At 64.5% G+C, this 22,537-nt stretch carries 19 protein-coding genes; 5 read left to right on the top strand and 14 right to left on the bottom strand.

What is annotated here, in order from left to right:
• Nucleotide 1 precedes the first annotated feature (1 nt).
• On the bottom strand, nt 2–598 hold the full coding sequence (locus EIH27_RS01050; protein WP_124039145.1) for a DUF3499 domain-containing protein: 597 nt from the start codon (nt 596–598) through the stop codon (nt 2–4).
• 32 nt (nt 599–630) lie between these two features.
• Here EIH27_RS01050 and EIH27_RS01045 point away from each other — a divergent pair, with 32 nt between their 5' ends.
• A complete protein-coding gene (locus tag EIH27_RS01045) occupies nt 631–1,062 on the top strand; it encodes a metallopeptidase family protein (protein ID WP_124039144.1) in 432 nt (143 codons plus the stop codon).
• On the opposite strand, the gene EIH27_RS01040 is transcribed toward EIH27_RS01045, so the two are convergent.
• Genes EIH27_RS01040 through EIH27_RS01030 form a run of 3 tightly spaced genes read right to left on the bottom strand, consistent with a single transcriptional unit; the run spans nt 1,059 to nt 5,844 of the window.
• A complete protein-coding gene (locus EIH27_RS01040; RefSeq protein WP_124039143.1) occupies nt 1,059–2,480 on the bottom strand; it encodes a DUF5719 family protein in 1,422 nt (473 codons plus the stop codon). The genes EIH27_RS01045 and EIH27_RS01040 overlap by 4 nt on opposite strands.
• On the bottom strand, nt 2,480–5,566 hold the full coding sequence (locus tag EIH27_RS01035) for a glycosyltransferase (RefSeq protein ID WP_124039142.1): 3,087 nt from the start codon (nt 5,564–5,566) through the stop codon (nt 2,480–2,482). Before EIH27_RS01035 ends, EIH27_RS01040 begins: the two co-directional genes overlap by 1 nt.
• On the bottom strand, nt 5,566–5,844 hold the full coding sequence (locus EIH27_RS01030) for a WhiB family transcriptional regulator (protein ID WP_124040084.1): 279 nt from the start codon (nt 5,842–5,844) through the stop codon (nt 5,566–5,568). Before EIH27_RS01030 ends, EIH27_RS01035 begins: the two co-directional genes overlap by 1 nt.
• Nucleotides 5,845–6,137: 293 nt before the next feature.
• On the opposite strand from EIH27_RS01030, the gene rfbA reads away from it, so the two are divergent.
• The 3 genes from rfbA to EIH27_RS01015 are packed head-to-tail and all read left to right on the top strand — an operon-like array spanning nt 6,138 to nt 8,597.
• A complete protein-coding gene (rfbA, locus tag EIH27_RS01025) occupies nt 6,138–7,031 on the top strand; it encodes a glucose-1-phosphate thymidylyltransferase RfbA (RefSeq protein ID WP_124039141.1) in 894 nt (297 codons plus the stop codon).
• Between the two features lie 14 nt (nt 7,032–7,045).
• A complete protein-coding gene (locus EIH27_RS01020) occupies nt 7,046–7,663 on the top strand; it encodes a dTDP-4-dehydrorhamnose 3,5-epimerase family protein (RefSeq protein WP_124039140.1) in 618 nt (205 codons plus the stop codon).
• Entirely contained in the window at nt 7,656–8,597 is a 942-nt protein-coding gene (locus tag EIH27_RS01015; RefSeq protein WP_241152923.1) for a glycosyltransferase family 2 protein, read from the top strand. Before EIH27_RS01020 ends, EIH27_RS01015 begins: the two co-directional genes overlap by 8 nt.
• Before the next feature lie 128 nt (nt 8,598–8,725).
• Here EIH27_RS01015 and EIH27_RS01010 read toward each other — a convergent pair whose 3' ends face one another.
• The 6 genes from EIH27_RS01010 to EIH27_RS00985 all read right to left on the bottom strand — a co-directional run bounded on the left by EIH27_RS01010 (nt 8,726) and on the right by EIH27_RS00985 (nt 16,227).
• Nucleotides 8,726–9,742: a lysylphosphatidylglycerol synthase domain-containing protein gene (locus EIH27_RS01010; RefSeq protein ID WP_124039139.1), complete on the bottom strand. Its 1,017-nt coding sequence runs from the start codon at nt 9,740–9,742 to the stop codon at nt 8,726–8,728.
• Nucleotides 9,743–9,748: 6 nt separating this feature from the next.
• Entirely contained in the window at nt 9,749–10,609 is an 861-nt protein-coding gene (gene rfbD, locus EIH27_RS01005) for a dTDP-4-dehydrorhamnose reductase (RefSeq protein WP_124039138.1), read from the bottom strand.
• 92 nt (nt 10,610–10,701) lie between these two features.
• The gene (locus EIH27_RS01000) at nt 10,702–12,426 is read right to left on the bottom strand and encodes a DUF2142 domain-containing protein (protein WP_164461568.1); all 1,725 of its coding nucleotides are present in this window, start codon (nt 12,424–12,426) and stop codon (nt 10,702–10,704) included.
• Nucleotides 12,426–14,042, bottom strand: a complete 1,617-nt coding sequence (locus EIH27_RS00995; RefSeq protein ID WP_241152992.1) for a DUF2142 domain-containing protein — start codon at nt 14,040–14,042, stop codon at nt 12,426–12,428. Before EIH27_RS00995 ends, EIH27_RS01000 begins: the two co-directional genes overlap by 1 nt.
• The gene (locus EIH27_RS00990; protein ID WP_124039135.1) at nt 14,042–15,151 is read right to left on the bottom strand and encodes a glycosyltransferase; all 1,110 of its coding nucleotides are present in this window, start codon (nt 15,149–15,151) and stop codon (nt 14,042–14,044) included. Before EIH27_RS00990 ends, EIH27_RS00995 begins: the two co-directional genes overlap by 1 nt.
• Nucleotides 15,148–16,227, bottom strand: a complete 1,080-nt coding sequence (locus EIH27_RS00985; RefSeq protein WP_124039134.1) for a glycosyltransferase family 2 protein — start codon at nt 16,225–16,227, stop codon at nt 15,148–15,150. Before EIH27_RS00985 ends, EIH27_RS00990 begins: the two co-directional genes overlap by 4 nt.
• A 239-nt stretch (nt 16,228–16,466) precedes the next feature.
• On the opposite strand from EIH27_RS00985, the gene rfbB reads away from it, so the two are divergent.
• Nucleotides 16,467–17,459, top strand: coding sequence for a dTDP-glucose 4,6-dehydratase (gene rfbB / locus EIH27_RS00980; protein ID WP_124039133.1), 993 nt, complete (start codon nt 16,467–16,469; stop codon nt 17,457–17,459).
• 81 nt (nt 17,460–17,540) lie between these two features.
• Here rfbB and EIH27_RS00975 read toward each other — a convergent pair whose 3' ends face one another.
• The 4 genes from EIH27_RS00975 to EIH27_RS00960 are packed head-to-tail and all read right to left on the bottom strand — an operon-like array spanning nt 17,541 to nt 22,394.
• Nucleotides 17,541–18,632 (bottom strand): glycosyltransferase, encoded by a 1,092-nt coding sequence (locus EIH27_RS00975; protein WP_124039131.1) that lies wholly within the window; start codon nt 18,630–18,632, stop codon nt 17,541–17,543.
• 28 nt (nt 18,633–18,660) lie between these two features.
• Nucleotides 18,661–20,238 (bottom strand): DUF2142 domain-containing protein, encoded by a 1,578-nt coding sequence (locus tag EIH27_RS00970; RefSeq protein ID WP_164461567.1) that lies wholly within the window; start codon nt 20,236–20,238, stop codon nt 18,661–18,663.
• Nucleotides 20,239–20,254: 16 nt separating this feature from the next.
• Nucleotides 20,255–21,457 carry an ABC transporter ATP-binding protein gene (locus EIH27_RS00965; RefSeq protein WP_124039127.1) on the bottom strand — a complete coding sequence of 401 codons (1,203 nt, stop codon included), beginning with the start codon at nt 21,455–21,457 and terminating at the stop codon, nt 20,255–20,257.
• Nucleotides 21,458–21,467: 10 nt separating this feature from the next.
• Nucleotides 21,468–22,394 (bottom strand): ABC transporter permease, encoded by a 927-nt coding sequence (locus EIH27_RS00960; protein ID WP_124039125.1) that lies wholly within the window; start codon nt 22,392–22,394, stop codon nt 21,468–21,470.
• Nucleotides 22,395–22,537 lie beyond the last annotated feature (143 nt).

Genomic DNA, 22,537 nt, shown 5'->3' with positions numbered 1-22,537 from the left:
CCTACTCCCCCGGCTCGGGGTGACCGGACGGCTTGTCCAGCAGGCTATCAGCGTCACTCAAATCCACACCGTGTAGTTCGGGCCGCCCCATCGTTCCGGCAGCGTCGCTGAGCCCAGAGGGCTCGCCGGTCTCTCCCGCCTGTCGGCCACGCACATGCGTCTCGTTATCTACGTGCGCACCCTCCACCCCCGCCTCCCCGGGCGAGGCGGTGGCATCGGCGTCGGCGGCGGGAACCGCATGAAGGCTGGCGCGACGAATACTCCCGGACCCTATATCCGCGGGGCGACGAATCTCACGCTGCGCACGGGTGGGCGGCGGCACCGGACGCTTTGACGTTTCCCGAATAGCATCCGCGAGCGCCATGAGGTCCGAATCCGAGGGCGGCGCCTCCTCGAAATCTGTTTTTAGGCGCACAATCTGCCACCCGCGCGGGATGGAGACGGTGTGTAGGTGGTCCGCGCAGAGGTCGAAAGCACCGGGCATGGCGGTGGGCGAAAGCGGCCCGATCACCGCCGTGGCCTCCTGGTACTGGTATGTCATGGTTGCGACGGCCGGTCTCTGACACCCCACCCGCGAACACTTGCGCAACTGACTCACGCGGTCAGCCTAGCCCAACTACGCTGTGGCACATGCGTGATGTCATTCCTCCCCGTTCTCAGGGCCGCCGGCGGGACCGGCACGGCCGCGGTCTGCGCGGGCCTGTCCTCCCCTTTTCGCTGCCCGCCTGGCGGACGCGAGGGGACCAGTTCGCGGATGTTATTGCCTATGAGTTGGCCATGTACCGTCACCGTCTCCCCGAGCTTCAGCGCATGGATTTTGGCGTCATGAACGTGCCGGATCAGGATCCGGCACCGTGGGAGGAGCGCTCACCGCTGGCGCGCTATCTCCCCTTCGAGCGGGGCGGAAAACTGGACGGGCGCATTGTGTTCTATCGCTGGCCCATCCAGCAGGAGGCCGCCCACTCCCCCGAGCCGCGCATTTTCCTGCACTATGTGGTGACCGATGCGGTCGCCGCCGCCATCGGCTCCCATCCGGAGGATATCGACTGGATGCAGTCCTAGTTCGCCACCGAGATGCGGGCGCGATCGGTGGAATCCAGCGCGCTGGTGAGGCCGATCGCCGCGATACCCGTGCCGCCCTCCACACCGGCGGAGAGATTCACGGTCCCGTACACGGGGATCTCGCTTCGAACTATCACGCTGGCGGTATCCTCCGGCAGCGACAGGGAGCCCGCCGTGCGCACGGCCACGGTATCGGTGCGGATCAGTGTTCCGTCCGCCCGGTAGCTCTCCACCGTGGGGGCCGCCGTTTCTGTTGAGTAGAGTTGAACGACGCCGGTCAGCCCCTCGCCCCAGGCCGCGCCGCCACGGGTGGTCGGGGCGGTGGCGGGGATCCAGGCGACATCGCGCGGCGAACTGCCCGCTACGTTCTGTACCCCCGCCGCCAGCTGACCGGAACCGGTCACCACGGCCGTGTAGCTGCCTTTGGGAACACCGCCCAGGCTAAGGTCCAGTACCGCCGATGCGCTGATGGGCACATCGGCGGTGCCCGGCACCTCTACTTTCCCGTCCGGCCCGTATAGCGTGAGACTAAACGTGGTATCCCGGCCCGGGTTGACCACGCGCAGCACGGGGGCGGCGTCGGAAACGGTGATACCCGGAATCACCGAGGTATCCCCCGGCTGCGAGGGCTGAATCACGTCCACGCCGGCCGCCGTGGCACCGTTTAGTTCCCCGGATTGGAGTACGGCGCCGAAGGCGCCTGCCTTCGTGGTGAGATGCAGGGCGATACGCGGATCGTCGGGAATCAGGCCGTCCAGCCCGAATCGCATCGTGGCACCGGATTCCACACTCACGCTGGTGGCGCTCCCCAGGTCCAGCGGGCCCGCCGCACCAAATGCCTCAATAGACACGGTCACCGCGCGCTCACCCGGGTTCGTAATGTAGAGCACGTTCGTATGCCCCACGCCCGACGCCGAACCCACCAGCCACGCGTCCCGTTCCGGCGTAACGCACGGACTGACCGCAAGGCCGCGCGCATCCCCGTTTTTCGCGAGGAATGTGGCGCCACCGGCTAGCGTGATGCCGGTGCCCTCGGTGTGATAGTAGCCGGCACCCACGTTTGTGGTTGCGACGACGCTACCCTCCCCGCTCGTGAGCCCATTGGGTCCACTGACCGATCCGGTACCGGTGGCGAGCAGGGCGGACGTATGCACAATGTCCTCGGTAATATCCTGGGCACTTACGCCGCCCTCAAACTGGTTGGAGAACTGCCCGCCGCAGGCTACCTGGACCGGCGCGCCGGCGGCCGCAACAACGGGAATCTCCACGGGTTCCCGCGATGCCGGGCGCACCAGAACCGCGGCTCCCCCGGCCGCCGCGAGCGCCGCGATGACAGCCAGCCCGGAGATGAACCGACGACGGCGTTCTCCCGCGCGGACCGCCCGGGAAGCGGATGCAGGTGCGGTGAAAATACGCATTAGTCACTCACCTTTCCGCGGCGCATGGGAATTGCGGCAACAACGGCGGCCCCGCCCGCAAGCAGCTGTGCTACATCCAGTAGCCCGGCCTGGAGTGGCCGATAGCGGATACTGAGCTGTGCCGCCGAGGCGTGCGCCGGCACATCCCACTCCTGGTTCCACGTGCTCTCCCGTACCTGCAGCGGCTGTCCGTCCAGGGTGGCCTCCCAGCCACTCGACGCCCGCTCGGCAAGCCACAGGGCACCATCCATTCCAGCGGGAATGGTGGTTTCCGCTCCCACACGGCCGGAGTCGATTACCTGACCGTTGAGGGTGAGGCGGGCGGGGCGGGGAGCTGAAACCGGGGAAACGCGCCAGAAGGCGCCGGTGGAGTTCGCCGTGACGTACTGCAGACCTCCCGCCGCATTGAGGCCTGCGGCCAGGCTCGATGATTCGCCCGCCGGCACCAGGATGACGGAGATGCCATGCTGCCCAATCGCGTCGGCCGCATCGGTCACGCCGGCCAGTAAATCCATCGTGGCGGATGCGAGCTGCGCGGAGGCCTCATCGGAACGCGGGGCGCCCTGTGCGAGAGCATCCGCGGTGGCCGCAGCGGATGCCATGGTGGCCTCGGTTAACTGGGGCCCGTCCTCGCGCCACACCTCAGCGTGAATACCGTGGGCCGCTTCCGTGAGCACCAGCACACGTGCCCGCTGATTGGTGGACTGCTCCGCCGCGGCGATCGCCGGAATCGGGGACGCGCTGGCACCGAATGCCGCCGCGCCCGTCGCCATGCCGGCGGCAAACAGCGCGCCGCTACCCACCACGGCTATTCCGCCCACCAGGGCCATCAACCCCGCGCCCAGGTGGCGGAATCCGAACGCATGGTTTCTCAGGTCCGTGCGTAGCCCGTCACCGCCACATGCAATTGCCATCCACAGTCCGCCCGCTGCGACGCTCAAGCCAATGCCGGTCCATGCGCTGGCACCCACCGTGCCGTAGCTTTCCGGCGTCGCACCCACGCTGACAGCCCGGCTGGCCACAGCCCAGCCAAGTCCGCCCGCCGCGAGTAGCCAGCCGGCTCGGATGCCCCGCCAGTGGCCGCGCCGGAGCAGCGCAGCGATGGCCACCAGCAGGATTGCCCCGGCTATCACCACCGCAACCAGGTGAGCACGCGAGCCGGCAATCGACGTCGTCGAAACCGGCTGCAACGCCAGTAGCTGCCAGAAACTAGGGGTCACACCGATGGTGGCACCCGGTGTGGCGAAGAGAACGCGCCAGGACGTGCCGAGCGCCGGCGCCACCAGCACCCACGCCGGTACCGCAATCCACCACCACCGCCAGCGGCGGAAGCGCAGTGCCCCCACCAGCGCGCCGATCACCAATATCACCAGGACCACCGGGGCGCACGCCGCGAGGTAGGCCCCCACCAGCGCCGCAACACCCAGACTCACCGTGCGCGGCTGGGAGGCGCCCGCGGCACGCCGCGAACTCGCCCGCCACGCGGATACCAGCGCGGCCAGCTCAAGCGGTAGCAGAATATGGAAGATTGCGGGCGCCACGTAACCTGCCTGGCAGGCACCCAGCAGTGGCGGGGCGAAAGCCCATAGCAGCGCCGCGGCCGCCCGCACGTGCGGGGAGTGCGTAAATACGCCGGCGGCCATAAAAGCACAAAGCGCGGCCAGCGGTAGTGCGCAGTAAAGAATGAGCGTGGCCATGCCGCCCAGGGTCCATCCAAACGGGGTGCCCACCGCCAGTAGCGGGGAGAGCATCACCCAGAGCGCATCCACACGGCCCGGCATGCCGTCACCGGAGGCCAACCACAGGTGGCTTGCCTCCCGGAGAAGCTCGGGGAACGTGGCGGAATCCGCCAGCAGTGCCCCACCCGTCACGCGGGAGGCGCCGTAAAGATGCACGGTACCAACCACAGCGGCCACACCCGCGATTAATACCGCCAACAGCCCACCGCGCCGGGTCTGTGCCCGCCACCGGGCCCGTGCCGCCAGCTCCAACGGATCCGGTTGCGCACCGAGCACGGTGGATTCTCGCCGCACCCGTCGCTGCTCCCGGCGTGCTCGGCGCACGGCGCTCGCCGAATCCTCCAGGGGGGCGAGCGCCGCCCGGCCGACCGTGCGGCCGGTATCCGTGTCCCGCGAACCCACACTCCGCGAACCCGCACGCTCGGCACGCCGCAGCCGGCGCCGTCCGGCGCCGATAAGCCTCACGGAGGTGAGCAGACGCCACCCACCGCCCAGTTCCCCGGCCGCCAGCGCGGGTTCTTTCGTGAGCAGCCGTGCCACCGCGCGAACGGGTGCGAGCAGGAGATAACCAATAAATGCAAGGGGTACCACGGGTGCGGGTGCGGCCAAAAGTGCGTTGTAGAGCTGGGCACCCCGGCGCCGGCCGAAGGAATGACGCGGGGTGAAGGAGGCGCGGCGATGGGCCACCACGGCCCGCGGCTCCACGATGACATGCCAGCCACCGGCCCGCAGGCGCCGGCCGAGTTCCAGACCGTCGCCGAAGGGCCCCAGGTAAGGATCGAAACCGCCTACCGCCTCCAGGGCCTCCCGCCGCAGCAGCACTCCGGCGGTCCCCACCGCCAGTACGTCACTGCGCCGGTCCAGCTGTCCGCCGTCCCGGTCCCCCTCCTCAATTTCGGGGACGCGCCGCCCACTTCGAGTGGCACGGATCCCCACCTCAAGAAGGTTGGCAGGATCATCCCACGCCACCTGCTTCATTCCGACGGCGCCCACCGCCGGCGCCGTTTCACCCGCACGCAGTAGAAGGTCCAACGCATCGGGAGTGGGGGCGGCGTCGTCGTGCAGCACCCACAGCCACGTAGCCTCACTACTGTTTTTCAACACGTCGTTGACGGCCGCGCCGAGCGTACGCGCCGGGCTCTCGTGGCGCACCACGCGCCGCATGAGGTCCGGATCCACCCGGCCGCCGCCGCGCGCCATCGGTTCGTCACCGCGCGGCGTCACCACATGAATTTCATCGAGCGCCACGGACTGGGCGCCCAGTGCCGTCAGGGTGCGTGCTAGATACGGAGATTCCGGCCGCGACACCACAATTGCCGCCACCGAGTCACGATCGAGACCGGCCACTAAGCGCCCTGGCCGCGCCGCCGCGCCTTGACCACGCGCCGCCGTTCATTGTCGGACATACCGCCCCAGATACCGTGGCGAATGTCATGGCTCAGTGCATACTCCAGGCACTCCTGCTGCACCGGGCATGTCTCACAGATGGCTGCAGCGGGGGCCGTGGAGCCACCCTTTTCGGGGAAGAAGAGATCCGGATCCGTCTGTGCGCACAGCGCATACTCCTGCCAGGCGAGGCCATCTTCTCCTGCCTTGGGGTATCCCAGATCGAAGATGCCAAGCATGAGTTGCTGTGCCGCGCTGGCCGACATGTCCGCCCGGCCCCCCGCGGGCCTCAGGCCACGCGACTGTCCCATGTCTCTCCTTCGTTCTTTGCCTAAATTACACCCGTGTCATACACACAAAGTCAAGCGAAAGTCCGCTACTGAGAACACGCCCGGAGGGCACTGGGAAGGCGCTGGGAGGCCAGCTTCGTTGGCGGCGAGGACGCGGCGTCGCCGGCGATCGGAGCGACTGTGCATCGTTACGAATCTCCCGGGCGCCCCCGCGAGCCGGATAGATGGGCCACAATGTCACTATGCGTGGAATTATTCTCGCCGGCGGGTCCGGCACGAGGCTTCACCCGGTTACACTCGGCACCTCCAAGCAACTGGTGCCTGTGTACGACAAGCCGATGATTTACTATCCGCTCTCAACCCTCATGCTGGCCGGCATTCGGGACGTCCTGGTGATCACCACCCCGGAGGACGCACCGGCCTTCCATCGTCTTCTCGGCGACGGCTCCCAGTTCGGCATTCACCTTGAGTTCGCCGTCCAGGAGGTCCCCAACGGGCTCGCCCAGGCGTTCGTCATCGGCGAACAGTTCCTTGGCAACGAACCGGCCGGCCTCATCCTCGGCGACAACATTTTCTACGGCCCCACCATGGGCCGCCGCCTGCGCTGCAACACCAACCCGGACGGTGGTGCAGTATTCGCCTACCATGTGTCGGACCCGCGCGCCTACGGCGTCGTCGAATTCGATTCCAATTTCAAGGCACTCTCCATCGAGGAAAAGCCGGCCCACCCCAAGTCCAATTACGCGGTGCCCGGCCTCTACTTCTACGACAACTCGGTGGTGGACATCGCCAAGTCCCTCGAGCCGTCCGCCCGCGGCGAGTATGAAATCACGGACGTCAACCGCGTGTACCTGGAGCAGGGCAAGCTCTCCGTTGAGGTACTGGATCGCGGCACCGCCTGGCTGGACACCGGCACGTTTGCCTCGCTCGCGGACGCCACCTCGTTCGTTCGCACCATTCAGGCTCGGCAGGGACTCTCCGTCGGCTGCCCCGAGGAGGCCGCGTGGCGGCAGGGGTGGTTGGACGACGCCGCCCTGAGCGAACGCGGTGAGAAGCTCAAGAAGTCCGGGTATGGCGAGTATTTGCTCTCACTGCTGGAGCAGGGGCCCACCGAACCCAACCCGGCGATTGACTAGTAAAGAGGAGAATTATGGAAATTCGTGAGCTATCCGTACCCGGCGCCTTTGAGGTGACCACCAAGCACTTCCCCGATTCGCGGGGGATTTTCCTCGAGGCCTACAAGTCCTCCGAATTTGAGAAGGCGGTGGGCCACAAGCTGGAGCTGCGCCAGGCGAATATCTCCGTGTCCAAGGCGGGCACCGTGCGCGGCATCCACTTCGCGGACGTGGCCCCCTCCCAGGCCAAGTACGTCATGTGCCCCAAGGGCGCCATTCTGGACTTCGCCGTGGATATCCGGGTGGGCTCCCCCACCTTCGGCCAGTACGATTCCGTGCTGCTCAATGATAAGGACCGCAATGCGATCTACCTGTCCGAGGGACTCGGGCACGTGTTCATCGCTCTCGAGGATGATTCGGTAGCGCTCTACCTGTGCAACGCCGAATTCAATCCGGGCCGCGAACACGGCATCAGCCCACTGGACAAGGACATCAACCTGCCCCTGCCGGAGACAGCGCGCGATGGCTCCAAGCTGGAGCTGCTCCTCTCTGAGAAGGACACCGCAGCCCCGACCCTGGCCGAAGCCAAAGAATCCGGTCTGCTCCCCTCCTATGAGGACGCGAAGGCGTTCATTCACTGGCTCGATGAGTAAGCACATGCTGCACCAGGCTGGGCCCGCCACTGTGCGGGCCCACGTCGTCGCTGTACTCATTTCCTACAACCCCGGCCCACTGGGCGAGCAGCTTGCCGCACTCGCACCCCAGGTGGAGCGCGTGGTGGTGGTGGACAACGGATCCCGCGCCGATGTTCTCGCGCGGGTCCAGGAGGCCGCTGCTTCGTACGACGCCGAAGTGGTCGCGTTGGGACAGAACGCGGGCATTGCCGCCGCCACCAACGTGGGCATCGAGAGGGCGCGGGAGCTTGGCACCACCCACGTGCTGCTCTCCGACCAGGATTCGGTGGCCGCACCGAACATGGTGGACACGCTCCTGGCCGGCATGGCCACGGATCCCGCCATCGGCGCGGCCGGACCACTTCCCGCGGAGGACCGCGAGGGCGGGGACGAGCTGGTGTACGTGGCCCGTGCCTGGGCGCCCAAGCGCGCCTATCCGGAGGAACTGGCCCAGCCCATCCTCGACGTCGCTTTCCTCATCGCCTCGGGCTGCCTCATCTCCATGGACGCATTGCGCCGCGTGGGGCTGATGCGTTCGCAAATGTTCATTGACCACGTGGACCTGGAGTGGGGGCTGCGGGCGCGAGCGGCCGGCTTCCGGCTGGTGTGCGTGCCGGCTGCGCGGCTACATCACTCCCTCGGCGACGACGTGGTGATGCTCCCCGGGCGCGCCCAGCCGGTGCACGTGCACGGTCCGATCCGCAATTACTACATTCTGCGGAACACGATCATTATGGTGCGGCGCGGGATCATGCCGTGGCGCTGGCGGGTTCGGTATACGTGGTGGGCCGGGAAATACGTGGCGTTTAATGCCCTGCTGGCCGGGCGCGGGAAGGAGCGGCGCCACATGCTCCGGCGGGGTTTGGGCGACGGCTTCCGCGGGCGCCTGGGCCGCATCGGCCACGAGTTCTGAGGGACCCAGACAACGCAAAAGCCCGCTTACGCGGGCTTTCCGATGTGGTGCTCTGGGGCCAATCGCATCCCCTGCTACCACCATGAGGCTAACTCAGGGGTAGCTCCGAATCAATTCGAACGCGCACCCTACTCAAACTCGGGCGGTCTACGCTCGGAGAGGAAGCCGGCCTGCGTGGCGATCTCTTCCTCGGCCCGCTCGATGGTGGCCGCCTCTTCGCCGCCGCGGTGATGATCCTTCCGCATGAGCACGGAGGCGGTGACGCCCAGGCCTACATCCGCCAGAGTGGTGAATACACGGCTGAGCAGCACCACGGCCACCACCACACCGGCCCCCACCACGGTGGCCAGTACGGCTCCCAGCGCCACCTCGCGCACGCCCACCCCGGCGGGCACGAAGAACACAAGGAACCCGGCGGTCCAGCCGAGCGCATACCCACCGGTGGCAAGTAGGAACGTGGGCACGGTGGCCTCCATCCCCATCTGCGTGAGCATGATCCACAGCTGTACACCCACGGCCAGCCAGGACAAGCAGGACCAGAACACGGCCACGCCCGTCCCCTTCCAGGTGAGGCTGGACTCCAGTGCCTCCCGATGAAGAACGCGCAGCGCCAGCCCAATCACCCGGTTAAGCACCGGCGGGGTCAGGCACACGAGGATCACCGGCAGCACCCAGAGCATCCAGAGGTAAGAATCCATGGCGCCCTGCGGACCGAGCGCAATTGCCAGCACGGCGAAAGCTACCCCGGTGCCCACCGATACGGCCATGGATACGAGCAGCGCGAAGAAAGAGCGCCGACGCGTGATCGAGTACTCGGCGCCAATCTCCGCGGCGGCCACAAAGTTCCACACTCCGCCAGGAAGGTACTTGGCCACCTGGGACGAGTAGAAAATACGACGCGCAACCTTATCCGGGACGCGCTCACCGGCGTCGTTCAGGACGGCACGCCAGGAAAGCATGGTCAGCGGAACATACACGAAGGAGACCGCGATTGCCACCACGGACGCCCACCAGGGCATGCGCCCCACAGCCTGCGCAACACCATCCCAGTTTTTCGCCAGCGCCCACACGGCGGCGATGATCGCCACCAGCAGGAAGCCGGTGCGGAACTGCCGAGACTGAAGGCCGGCGAGGATTTTCTGCACGTGGACCTACTTTTCGAGGAAGTCGGCGAGTACGGAGGGCGCGGCCACCTGCCAGCGTTCACGCCAGTCCCCGATCGGCTCGATGCCCACGGCTTCAAGCGCGCCGTGATCCAGCACGGAGAAGTGCGGACGTGGGGCGGGCCGGTCAAAGGCGGCCGCGGTGGTCTCCCCGACCATTTCGGGATCCTTGCCGAGTGTGCGCACGATTTCGCGGGTGAACTCCCACCAGTTCGTCTTGCCCGTGGAGGTGGCGTGGTAGGTACCGTAGGGCACGTGCTTGTCCACCACCTCGAGGATGAGACGAGCCACGTCGTCGGTCCAGGTGGGCTGGCCAAACTCGTCCGTCACCACGGAGAGACGGTCATGGGTTCGGGAGAGGGATGCCATCGTCTTCGGGAAGCACTTTCCGCCCGCGCCGTACAGCCAGGCGGTACGCAGAATGTAGTACTTATCCGCGTTGGCGCGCACGGCCCACTCGCCGGCGGCCTTGGTGCGCCCGTAGGCGGAGCGCGGCTCCATAAGGTCATTTTCGCCGTAGGGTTCCGTGGCCTCCCCGCCGAACACGTAGTCCGTGGAAATGTGCACCAGCGTGGCTCCGATTTCCCGGCAGCGCCGCGCCAGTACCTCCGGCCCGGTGGCGTTCACCGTGAAGGCCGCGGGCTCATTCTCCTCCGCGGCATCCACGGCCGTGTAGGCAGCCAGATTGACCACCACATCCACGTCCGTGACAAATTTACGCACGGCCACGGGGTCCGTGATATCCATTTCCTTGCGGTCAAACGCCACGATCTCGGCTTCTCGGTCCGCGAGGCGTGCCAACACATCCTGTGCCAGCATTCCATTCGATCCGGTGACCATCCACTTCATGTTTCCTCCTCGATTCAGCGCGGGCCTAGCGCGCACGAGCCGCGTTCCACCGTAGCGCACCGCGCACCCATGCATCGGCATCGCGGTGCATTTCATCCGGCCGCTGTGGGTTGTCCGGTCCCCTGTGGGTTCGACGACGTCGCACCCGCGCGCTCAATCACATCCACGGGCCTGGTGGTCCCGGAGTGCGCCATGGTTGGCTCAAGTTGTGCCGCCACGATTACCACACCGAGCAGCACCAGTACGGCCAGGGATGCCCCCGCTACCACGGCTGCCAGTGCCCCGGTGGGTAGTCCGATGACGGCGGCCCACCGCTCGACGTCGACCCCGGTGGCACCGGCCGGGTAGAGATTACGCACCCAGAACACGTACCCGTACACCGCGACGGCCACTGAAAGTAGGCCCGCCGCTCCCAGGCGCCAGCGCGGGACGGGACTACGCCGCCCCAGCCAGCCCATCATGCACACGGCCAGAATGCCCACCATGTCTGGGAACAGGTAGCGCCCTTGCAGGCCGGAGATGGTGCCGAGCGCGCGGTACTGGTGCCAGGCCTGGATGAATAGCACGAGCCACAGCGCCACCGTGAACAGATCCAGGTTGAGCAAGCGCCACCGTTTCTCCGCGTGGCGCACCAGCGCAATGCCAGTGAGGAGCACGGCCCCGTAGATCAGCGGCCACAGCAGTCCGACGGGGAGGCGACGCTCCACCCAGCCCAGATCTCCCCAGAAAGAGTTGGTCAGTTCACGCCACGAACGCCAGATGAAGGCGGGGAGGCTCATGGTGCCGCCCGAGTTCACGGCGGTGCGGCCGTAGCCGTCGGGCTGGAGCGCGCCGTACAGGAGCAGGTTGCGCGCCCACCACCAGCCGCCCACGGCCAGACCTATGAGGCCCGCGGCAATGCCCTGTCCGGCCCGACGCATCAGCGTCCCGCGACGCGGGTTGAGCACGAAGGACAGAAACACCACCAGTCCCAGCGGGATGAGGGTACCCTTTGTCCACAGCGCCAATCCCAGCGCTAACCCCGCCCACAGGATGGTGCGGCGCCCGGGCGTGAACATCGCCGCCGCGCACGCCGCGATAGTGAGTGCGCCGGCACCAACGGCCAGCGTGTCATTCGTAACCGAACCGCTCACCAGCGCCAGTTGTGGAACCAGGAAGACCGCGGAGGCCCCGACCAGCGCGGCTGCACGTCCGACACCGATACGCCGCAGCGTAAACGCCAGGCACGGCACCAGCGGCAGGGTAAGCAGCGCTGAAAATCCGCGCAGCAGGAGAAGCTGCGAATCCCAGTGCCAATTCTGCGCACCGGCGATGCGCAGCACACCGGCAGCCATCGCATAGTAGAGAGGCGGATGCTGCGTCATTTGGTCCGTTACGTCCGTGGTGACAGTGGCGCGTGGGACGGTGCGATCCGTATGGGAGACAACCGGCGTGTCATAGAAGGACCATTCGGCCGCCTGTGAGAGAGGTGTCCGCGAGCGGTGATTAAAATCCTCCGCACCAATCTTTCGCACGCCAGATTCCCGCGCCGCATCCAGCACGTCCCGATACATGTAAGCATCCCCGGGGGCGGGCCACCGGTCCCCCGTTCCGTAGGCGATACGCAGGATCGAGTTGTAGTGGGCGGGCTCATCCGGGGTGCGGAACGGCGCGGAGGTAAAAGCCCACGCGAACACCCAGGTGAGGTAGGCGAAGGTGAGAAGTACGACGCCGAAGCGGAAACCCGACCGTGACAGTCCCGTCGGTGCAGCGCCCGGGTGCGATGACGTACCGGGTGTGTCATGTGCGAGGATGACGTGGTTTAGCCGACTAGTCACTACCCGAATACCCTCTCTGAATGTGGCCGCGCTTCAATCTGGGCGGCCTCTATACGCACCGAGTAACGCGTGGCCACCGCGCACACGGCTATCACACCTATTAGCGCGATGAACCCAGCGACGAGCAACACGGCGATGCGGCCCTGACCCACACCCAGCACCTCTGCCCAGCGTGACTGGTTGATTCTGACAATGCCGGTTTCCACCAATGGATACGTGTTAATAGCCTGCCTATGCCACGCATGTACGGCGATAAGCAAGGGTACTGCCACGCCCACACAGCAGCGACGCAAAAGTACCACCCGGTCGGTCTCCACGGCCGGCCGGCCTACCCAGGCCGCCGCGAGTGCCGCGACGATACCCACCAGTCCCGGATAGAGGTAGCGGCCCTGCATACCGGTCACGGCCCCCGTTGCACGGAACGTTTCCCAGGCGCCCGCCATCAATACCCCCAGCACCGCTACCGGGTAGCAGAGGAAATTAGCAAGCCGCAGGCGTATTCCGGACTGGCGGGTGAAGGCCAGTACAAAGATGCCTACAAGTACCGCGGTACCCACCACCTGCAGTGCCAGGCTGACCACGTTGTCACCGCCAAAATCACCCCAGAATGTGGAGAGGAAACGCTGTGCGGAACCGTTCACCAGGTGCGGCACATCGGTGCCGGGGGTTGCGTTGGCGGGCCGCGACCCACCCGAGGGCTGGAATCTTCCGTAGAGGAGGAAGTTGTGGATCCAGGGCCACCCGCCCAGGATGAGACCAAGCAGCCCGGCACTGACACCACGTGTAATTCCGCGCCGCCACCCGAGTTTCGGGTTAAGAAGAAACGCGAGACCAACCACAAGACCGAGTGGGATCGTGGTTCCCTTGGTCCAGAGGGATAGTCCTAGCGCCGCGCCGGTCACGCACACGGTCATCCAGCCGCCACGCCCGAACATGGCAGACGCCACGCCCGCCATGACAAGCGCACCCGCGCCAATGGCGAGGGAATCATTAGAGGCCGCACCCGTCACAAACATGACCTGCGGCAGTGCGTACAGCAGTGTCGAGGAGAGGAGCGCACCGGAACGGCTGGCCCCCATACGCCGCACCGTGTAGATGGTGCACGGCACCAGCGGCGCGGTGAGAAGCACGGAGAACAGCCGCAAAAATTGGAGTTGGCGGTCCCACGGCCAATCCAGGCCTCCCGCCGCGGCTAGCGCCCCGCCGGCCAACCGATAGTAAAGCGCCGGATGCTGCGTCATTTGGTCATGCGACTGATCGGTCACCACGGGATGCGTGCTGCCCAACGGCTCCCGCTGCCGGTGCGGTGCTACGGGCACGCTCGCATAGAGGGCGGGAGCACCAAGGCGGGTGGATGTCTTATGGCTGTGCCCAAAATCCTGCCATCCCGCCTGCAACAGCCCCGATTGGTGAGATGCCCGGAAAATCGATTTATCCAGGTAGGCCTCACCTGGTTCGGGCCACTCGCCGGTACTCGCCACGCGAATAATCGAGTTTACGTGCATGGGCTCGTCGGGCGTGCCAAACGGACGGGTGGTGAGTGCCCAGAGTGCCTGCCACACCAGGAAGCAGAGGGTAAGAGCAGCCGTGAGGGCGGTAAACCGACGCCGAGACATCACCGCACGCGCCGCAGTTCCAGATCCAGCTCGCTCACCACCCGCGTGGCGGTAAACGCGGCGTCGGCGCGAGCGGCCCCGACCCGACGCAGCTGGTCAATGCGCTCTGTGTTCAGCCCGGCCAGCGCATCCGCGAGCGCCTCTGCATTGCCCGGCTCCACGTAAATCGCCGCGTCCCCCAACATGGCCCGCTGCGGCGCCGTATCGGAGGTCACCACCGCGCAGCCGGCGGCCGCACCCTGGTACACCTTGTTCGGCACCACGCGCAGCGCCTTGTCCGACGTGCCGAAAATCCCCAGGCACACGTCGTGCTGCGCTACAACAGCCGGGAGTTCGTCCGCATCCACCCAGTCGCGCCAGGTGACGTGCACGTGCGCACCCGTGTTCTCAAGGATCCGGCGGCATTCGGCGTAATCCTGCCCGGTGCCCACCAGCGTGACGCCCAGGTCCACGCCGCGCTGCTCCAGGATGGCCAGTGCCCGCGCGATGGTGGGTGCCCCCTGGAGCGGGGTATAGAGGCCGTAGAAAATGACCGACGACGGCGCCACGGTTGCGTGATGATCACGCGCTGCGAAGTACGTATCCGGCGCACCCACGGGGACCACGACGGCCCGCTGGCGCTGCTCGGCGTCAAGCAGGTCCGCGTGTGCCGGTGTGTCCAGCACAATGATGTCCGCGCGGGAGAGTGCCAACCGGTCCAGCGCGGCGAGCAGCCGGTCTTTCATCCCTCCCCCGAGGTGACGGTCCTGCGCCGTCGTCGACAGGAAGATGAGGTGATCCAAAACGATCGTGGCACGCGGGAAAAGCAGGCGAGCCAGTATCACGTCGAAGTGGCCCAGGTAGCCAACCACAACGGCGTCGGGCGCGGCATGGCCCCGGAAACGGAGTGAGCCGAATGCAAGCGAGGCCCAGCGCCCGGCCAGCCGGCATCCGAATTTCACCGCTGCAAGTGGCGACTTCAGTACCTCAACTCGCGCGGCGGTGTCCACCCCGAGCGGACGGTTGAGTTCGCGGACCGTGTGGGAGTGGGCGCGCAGACCGTCCAGAATAACGCCCACGCGCGGGTGAGAGCGTACGTCATAGGTGCCGAAGCCGAGGATCCGCATCATTCCTCCGAGCTCGGTGCGTCAGCATCCACCACCGTGTCCATGCCGCCAGCAAGCGAGCGGTGCTTCTCCGAAACCGGCGGCAGGCCGTTGGGCTCCACCACCTCGCCGGAGGAGCTGACGGACCGGTTCATGCGCGGTGAGCCGAAGCGGAGTTCCTTGAGCGCCTCAAGCTGCTGCTCCAAAAGCGTGCGCTGGGTGCGCTGCAGGTCCGCTATCACCAGGATGGCGAGGGACAGTAGCGACGCCACCAGCATGGCGGACCCGAAAATGAGCGACTGAATGTGCCCGGCGCTCTCGCCACGAGCCGCGAACACGAGGAAGCGAATGAAGGGCACCACGCCCAGGATGCCCGTGATCGCGGCCATCCACCCGAGCGGCACGTAGGGCTTGAACATGAGGTAGCTCTTAATGATGGCCCCACCACTCTTGCGCATGTGCTGGAAGATGTTGGAGAAAAGGCGCGATTCGCGCGTTTTCGGATTCGTGGTGATGGGGACCGAGGCGATGCGCAGGTGCTTATTACCGGCCTGGATGATGGTCTCCATGCAGTAGGAGAACTGCGTCACCACGTTGAGGCGGTAGAGCGCCAGCTTGGAGTAGGCGCGGAATCCGGAGGCAGCATCCGGGAGGTTGGTACCGGCCGCGCGATTGACTACCTGGGAGCCAACGTGCTGCATGAGCTTCTTGAACGGGGAGAAATGCGCGATCTTGGCCGTCTGGCGGTCAGCAATCACAATGTCCGCAGTGCCGGCCACGATGGGGGCCACCAGGTCCGGGATACGCTCCTGGGGATACTGGTTATCGCCATCCGTATTGATGACAATGTCCGCGCCGTGCGCGAGGGCGTACTGAACGCCGTCATGGAAGGACCGTGCCAGCCCCTGGTTGCGGGCGTGGCGCACAAAGTGATGGACGCCGAGGGACTTAGCCACTTCCACCGTGCGGTCCGTGGAACCGTCATCCACAATGAGAATTTCCACGGAATCGATGCCGGGGATCTCCCGCGGGATGCTGTTAAGAACGAGGGGTAGCGTGTTTTCCTCGTTCAGGCAGGGTACCTGGACAAAAAGCTTCATTATTCTCCGATCGCGCGAATATCCCCATAATGTTATGACAGCGAGACCGGCTACGCCGTGACCCGCACGGCAGAGGTGCCTACACGGACCCCATCTTGCAAGCGGACGGCACCGTGACCCGCACGGGAACACCGCGGTTTCTCTCACGTAGGCGCGCAGGCTCGCCCACATTCCCGGACTGCCCGTGTACCGTGGGACCTCGAGTGTGGCGGCATCGGCCACCGAACGAAAGGGTAAACATGCGAGTTCTAGTGACGGGTGGCGCCGGGTTCATTGGCGCGAACTTCGTGCACACCACCGTGGAGACCATGCCAGACGCCGAGGTGACGGTGCTGGACAAGCTCACCTATGCGGGTAATCCCAAGTCCATTGAGGGCCTGGACCGCGTCAACCTGGTGGTGGGCGACATTGCCGATATGGACACCGTGGATCCACTGGTAGCGGACGCGGACGTGGTGGTCAACTTCGCCGCCGAATCCCACAACGACAACTCCCTCAACGACCCCTCCCCCTTCATCCGCACAAACATTGAGGGCACCTACACGCTCCTCCAGGCCGTGCGGCGCCACCACACCCGCTTCCACCACATCTCCACGGACGAGGTGTACGGCGACCTCGCCATCGGTGAGGATCGCAAGTTCAAGCCGGGCGACCCCTACAAGCCGTCCTCCCCCTATTCCTCCTCTAAGGCGGCCAGCGACCTGCTGGTGCGCGCCTGGGTGCGTTCCTTCGGGGTGGAAGCCACCATCTCCAACTGCTCGAACAACTACGGCCCCTATCAGCACATTGAAAAGTTCATTCCCCGCACCATCACGAACCTGATCGACGGCATCCGGCCCCGTATCTACGGCACCGGCCTGCAGGTGCGCGACTGGATCCACGTGCTCGATCACAACTCGGCCGTGTGGGAGATCATCAACAAGGGTCGGATCGGGGAAACCTACCTGATTGGCGCGAACGGGGAGAAAAACAACCTTGAGGTGACGCGCATGATCCTCGCCGAGTTCGGCCGCGAACCCGACGATTTCGACCACGTCAATGACCGCCCCGGCCACGACCAGCGCTACGCCATCGACGCCACCAAGCTCGAAGAGGAGACGGGCTGGGAGCCCCAGTACCGCGACTTCGCCAAGGGCATCCATGACACCATCCAGTGGTACAAGGATCACGAGGACTGGTGGCGCCCGCAGAAGGCGGCCGTGGAAGCCAAGTACGCGAAGAACGGCCAGTAGTAACTAGCTGTTGTCCGACGCCGGTGGGCGGGCTTGACCCGTCCACCGGTTTTTATGGGCGCGGTAGCACCCGCACCGCCGCTATCTTCTTTCGAGGAAGCGGCGGCCTCGCCCAATAAGCGTGTCACTCTCGAGGCGGTCCATACGCTTAGCAAGCGCATCCATTCGTTCTGTTTGCCCCGCAAGCGCGGTAATGACCGACTGCTCCAGGCTGTTCAGGCGCGCATCGACCTCACGGTCACGCTGCTCCTTTGCCACATTTTGGTTATGTAGCGCCTGGTGAATATCGCGAAACGCACCACGAATCTCATTCATGGACTCCCCAAGCGCATCCCTCATGTTCTCCTGGACACCGCCGATGAGCAGGGGAATACCCAGGCCGGCGCCGCCCGCCGGCGCCTCGGTGGAATTCGCGGGGTTATCGGCCCGAAGATAGCCGTCTCGGATAAGGGCAGCGCGAACACGGTGTTCGTCCGCATCGGTAACAATTGAGTTCCCTGCGCGTATGTCCGCCGTATTACGCCAATGCCACTGGGCAAGCCGACGGTGGAGCGACCCGATTGGACCCAGAAGCGCCAAGCGCACCATAAAATCCCAATCGCCCAGCACCGGAGCGTCTTCCCGCCATCCTTTTAGTTCCCGCAGTACGCCTGCGCGGAACAGGATCGCTATGGGCGGCAACATATTATGCTGAAGTAATTCCCCAAGCGTGACGCCCGCTTCGCCCGCACGCCACGGTTCGCGGGATTCTTCAATGATTGCGTCACCATCGATGTGCTCATGCACTATCTCGGTATCGCAGCCCACGGCCACCTCATCGGCGTGCTGCTCGAGGTACTTCACCCTGGCATTGATGGCGTCGGGGGCGATGGTGTCGTCGTCGTCCACCACGGTTACGTACGTAGCACCCAGCTCAAGGGCCCGGGTAAACCCGGGATTGACTGCTGCTTCGCGCCCCAGTGACTCCTCATTGGTGACCACATCGATACGGTGCGCATTGCCGGCGACATCAGCAATGTCCGCCTCTACCTGCGCGAACTCACCGCCGTCATTCACAATAATATGAACGATATTTTCATAGTCCTGCGCGGCTACCGACTTCAGCGCGCGCCGAAGGAACAGCGAACGGTCACGCGTGCGCGTCACAACGGCTACTAGGGGTGCAGCACTCATTTCAACCTCCCGAATGTCGCGTCTCAGGCTACCTTGCGTGACGGCCGGTGGGAGCACTCACATACGCTGCGGGCCGCGAATACCGCAGCATGCAGCTTCCTCCCAGCGCAATAAGTGTGTATTCCACGATCGCTAGCGCCGTCACCAGCGCCACGCCACCCATGGGTATCCAGGTGGCGGGCCCGGGGCCCGGAATCGGGAGGGAGAGCCACTGGCTATCCCCCGAAATACGGGATTCGCCCCACGCGTAGCGCACCATATTCCACAGCACCGCTATCAGGTGAACGCCCACGCAGAAGACGAGCACGCTAATGGCCGGACGGATATGCGGCCCCACAACGCCGTCGGACACCTGCGGAATGAGCAACACCAGACTGGCCGTGACAATTGGCATGGCGTACCGACCCTGCCAACCAAATGCCGCGTAGTAGCTCTCGAGTACAACGGCCAGCAGCATAAGCCCGGCGAAAAGCGCCACGAGGCGCGGCCGGAGAATCATCTGCGTGGCACCCGCGGCCGCCCGGGACATAGCCCAGGTGCCCACTACTAACCAAAGTATGAAGAACAGTAGGGGAACATTTGTATCGTTCCACCCCATCACACCAAATGCCATCTGGAGCATGGTGCCGAAACGAAGCAGAATAGCCATCCATCGCGCGGGTACAGGGGTGTCCGACCAATCGGTGGCAGGCTCACCCGTCACCGATGCCACGCGCTCGGCAGCCAGCGCAACGAAACATGCCACGACCACCAGCGCGGCGAGGTAGGCCAGCACGCGCACCCACCGTGTCAGCACGCGCAGGGGCATAATGCGGCGCCCGTCAGTAGACTTCACCGGGAGGAGCAATAGTAGTAGAAGCCCGCCCACCCATATGGCACTCAGAGGCCTGGAAAGGCCCAGGATAATGATTGCGAGGGGCAGGCACAGCTCTGTACGGATAGGAACGTCTGCGCCGTTCACCGCATCGTGGCGAATCGCTACAATCACCGCCGCAAGGAACATAGCGGCCGTAATTTCCCATCCGGATGGATTGACACTAGATGCCAGGAAAGCCACGGCCGGCGTGATCGCCAGGAGCACAGGGACCGCAATACCTGCCACCGGGAACCGATTACGCAGTACTCGCCAGGTACCGTAGATGAGCGCCATGCTTCCCAGACCGGAGCAGATACGAGCCGCTACAAGAACGTGATAACCGCCCATTCCCACGGCAATTCCCACCCGAAGGACGGCGCCTACCAGGGCGTAATAGAGGGGCGGATAGCCGGTCATATAGCTCGTGGCTGTAACGATCTCGCCACGATCACGAAGCATAAATGAACCGGCCGGCTGCTCAGGCTGAAACTTGTACTCCCCCGGATCTACGTACTCTTTCAGTTCGGCCGGCATGGAAATCACCGTATGTGTCACGCGCTCTTGCTCATCCAGGATCCGGCTGCCCCGAAGGGTCTGGCCCGAAATAGTGCCCCAGGCATAGGCCACATGCGACGGCTCGTCCGGTGATGCTCCTGCCGGAGATGACAGCGCCCACGCCGCACATGCGAGCACGCACCCCACCAGCAGAGATATGACAAACAGTGGCCGATGACGCGTGGTGCTTAACACGTGAACGGTATTCCTCTCACTCCATAATTGAAAACTCCGGCTCCACGTGTACGTACCCCGTGGTGCGCACAGCAGAACGAACCGAGAATCGTGGTTCCTCGGCGAGCCTGGCCAACTCCACCCCATCGGGGGCGAGCAGCCGTACAGACACAGTGTAATCGCCATCGCCCAACGCAACATGCGGCAGGTCCACGCGAATCCGCGAACCGTCGCGTACGGTATCGAGCACCACACCCAGCGTGCCCGTATCCGCTCCAAATACCTCAACACCCTCGGTACTCACCAAGCGCAGAGAAAGCTTCGGAGCCTCAATCACATGATCCGTATTAACCGGTACCTCCACGCGCAGCGTTTCAGCAGGTGTTAAAACGCTCTCGGGCAGCGCCTTTCCCTGGCCGTCGAGCACCTGCGCCCCACCCAGGGACACACCGGAGGCCTCGGGCGCCTGCGTGGGAGCAGCCGGCCCGGCATTCTCGATGGCCGCGTATCCCTCATGAAGTACGCTCATCGCCTCATGGACCTCTCCCTCGGCCACCACGCGGCCGTGGTTAAGCACCACCGCCCGATCACATACATCGATAATCTGTTGCGCCGAGTGCGATACAAGAATGATGGTGCGCCCCTGGCTTTGGAATTCGCGGATCTTATCCATGCACTTGCGCTGGAAGGCCTCATCACCCACCGCCAGTACCTCATCGACCAGTAGGATGTCAGGATTCGAATGAACCGCCACGGCGAAGGCCAACCGCACGTACATGCCGGAGGAATAGAACTTCACCTGAGTGTCAATAAAATCCCCGATGCCGGCAAAGTCCACGATGGAGTCATATGCCGCATCAATCTCCTGTTCGGAGAGTCCAAGCACGGCACCGTTGAGGTAGATATTTTCCCGTCCGGTGAGATCCGGGTGGAACCCTGCCCCCAGTTCCAGAAGCGCGGCCAGCCGTCCACGAATTTTTACGCTACCGCGGTCGGGGGTAAGAATGCCGCCAATCACCTTTAGTAGCGTGGACTTACCCGAACCGTTAGGGCCGGCCAAACCGATGCTCTCTCCGGCCCGGATAGTGAGGTCAATACCGTTGAGAGCCCAGTATTCCTCGGCATGGGCGCGCGAACGGCCAGCATTGACCAGCCGTTCCTTGAGGGATTTGTCCTTGTGAACCGTGAACTTCTTGGCCACATCGTAGATTTCAACAATGGTAGGGCGAGATTCAGCCATGCGCTTCCTCCTAAAGCTCCTGCGCAAAGTTGCGCTGGAGACGCGCGAAAATGCGCTGACCAATGAACAGTACCAGCAGCCCTATGAGCAGCCAGATAACCAAACGTAGGAACAGGTGGCTGGGCCACTGCATGTCCTGCCCGGCCTGCCAGAAAGCCGCCTGGAAGCCCATCACACCCACGGCGGTGGGATTCATGAGATAAAGGTTGACCGCCCACCCTGGCGCAGTGGCCGCAATCATCTCGAATGAGTACACCGATGGGGTGAGCCAGAATCCGATCATCAGTAGCACTTCCACCAGGTACTGGATGTCACGCAGGTACACGTTGCACGCGGCAAGAATGAGTCCCACGCCCACGGCCCACACGTACAGCACCAGGAAAGAGATGGGGCCGTAAATAATCGCGGAGGTCCACGGAATCCCTCGAATAAGCAACGCACCTACGAGCAGGATGGCAAATTGGGAGACGAAATCCACCAGTGCCGCCCGCGCCGATGCCAGCGGGAAGGTTTCCCGGGGAATGTACACCTTCTTGACAATGCCCGCATTACCCAGAATGGAGGCGGTGGAAGAAGAAATAATCGTGGAGAACAGCGTCCACCCGGTAAGCCCCGCAAACACGTAAATTGCGAAGTCCGGGATGGCCCGCTCAGCGCCCAGTACTTTACCGATTGCAAAGTAGTAGATCCCTAGGTTCACCAGCGGACGTACGAGCGTCCAGAGATACCCCAGCACGGAATCCTTGTAGCGCGACTTAACCTCACGCTGAGTGAACAGGTGAAGGAGCTGCCGGTGCGCAAAAATATCACCGATTGACGCGCGCGCCCCCGAGAAAAATCCCAGTTGTGGGGACACCACGCGCATCGATTCGTTGCTCAACCGTTCGAACCGTTCCTGCGCCGAGTTGGTTCGCTGAGCGTCGTTAGCCGATGCCATCACTCGCCTTTCCATAGACCCGGTAATAGTAATTCGCTTCCATTCACTGCGCGCATGGATACGGTCACGCTATGCCACATCGCACCGAATCAGCCTACCGGCACGCAAAGCCGTGAGTCACACCCCACCGCGCTAGGCGCGCG

Source organism: Neoactinobaculum massilliense, assembly GCF_900604955.1.
In the GTDB taxonomy this organism is placed as follows: domain Bacteria; phylum Actinomycetota; class Actinomycetes; order Actinomycetales; family Actinomycetaceae; genus Neoactinobaculum; species Neoactinobaculum massilliense.
Note: the sequence above shows the minus strand (reverse complement) of the source record. Positions and strands in the feature narration are given on the sequence as shown.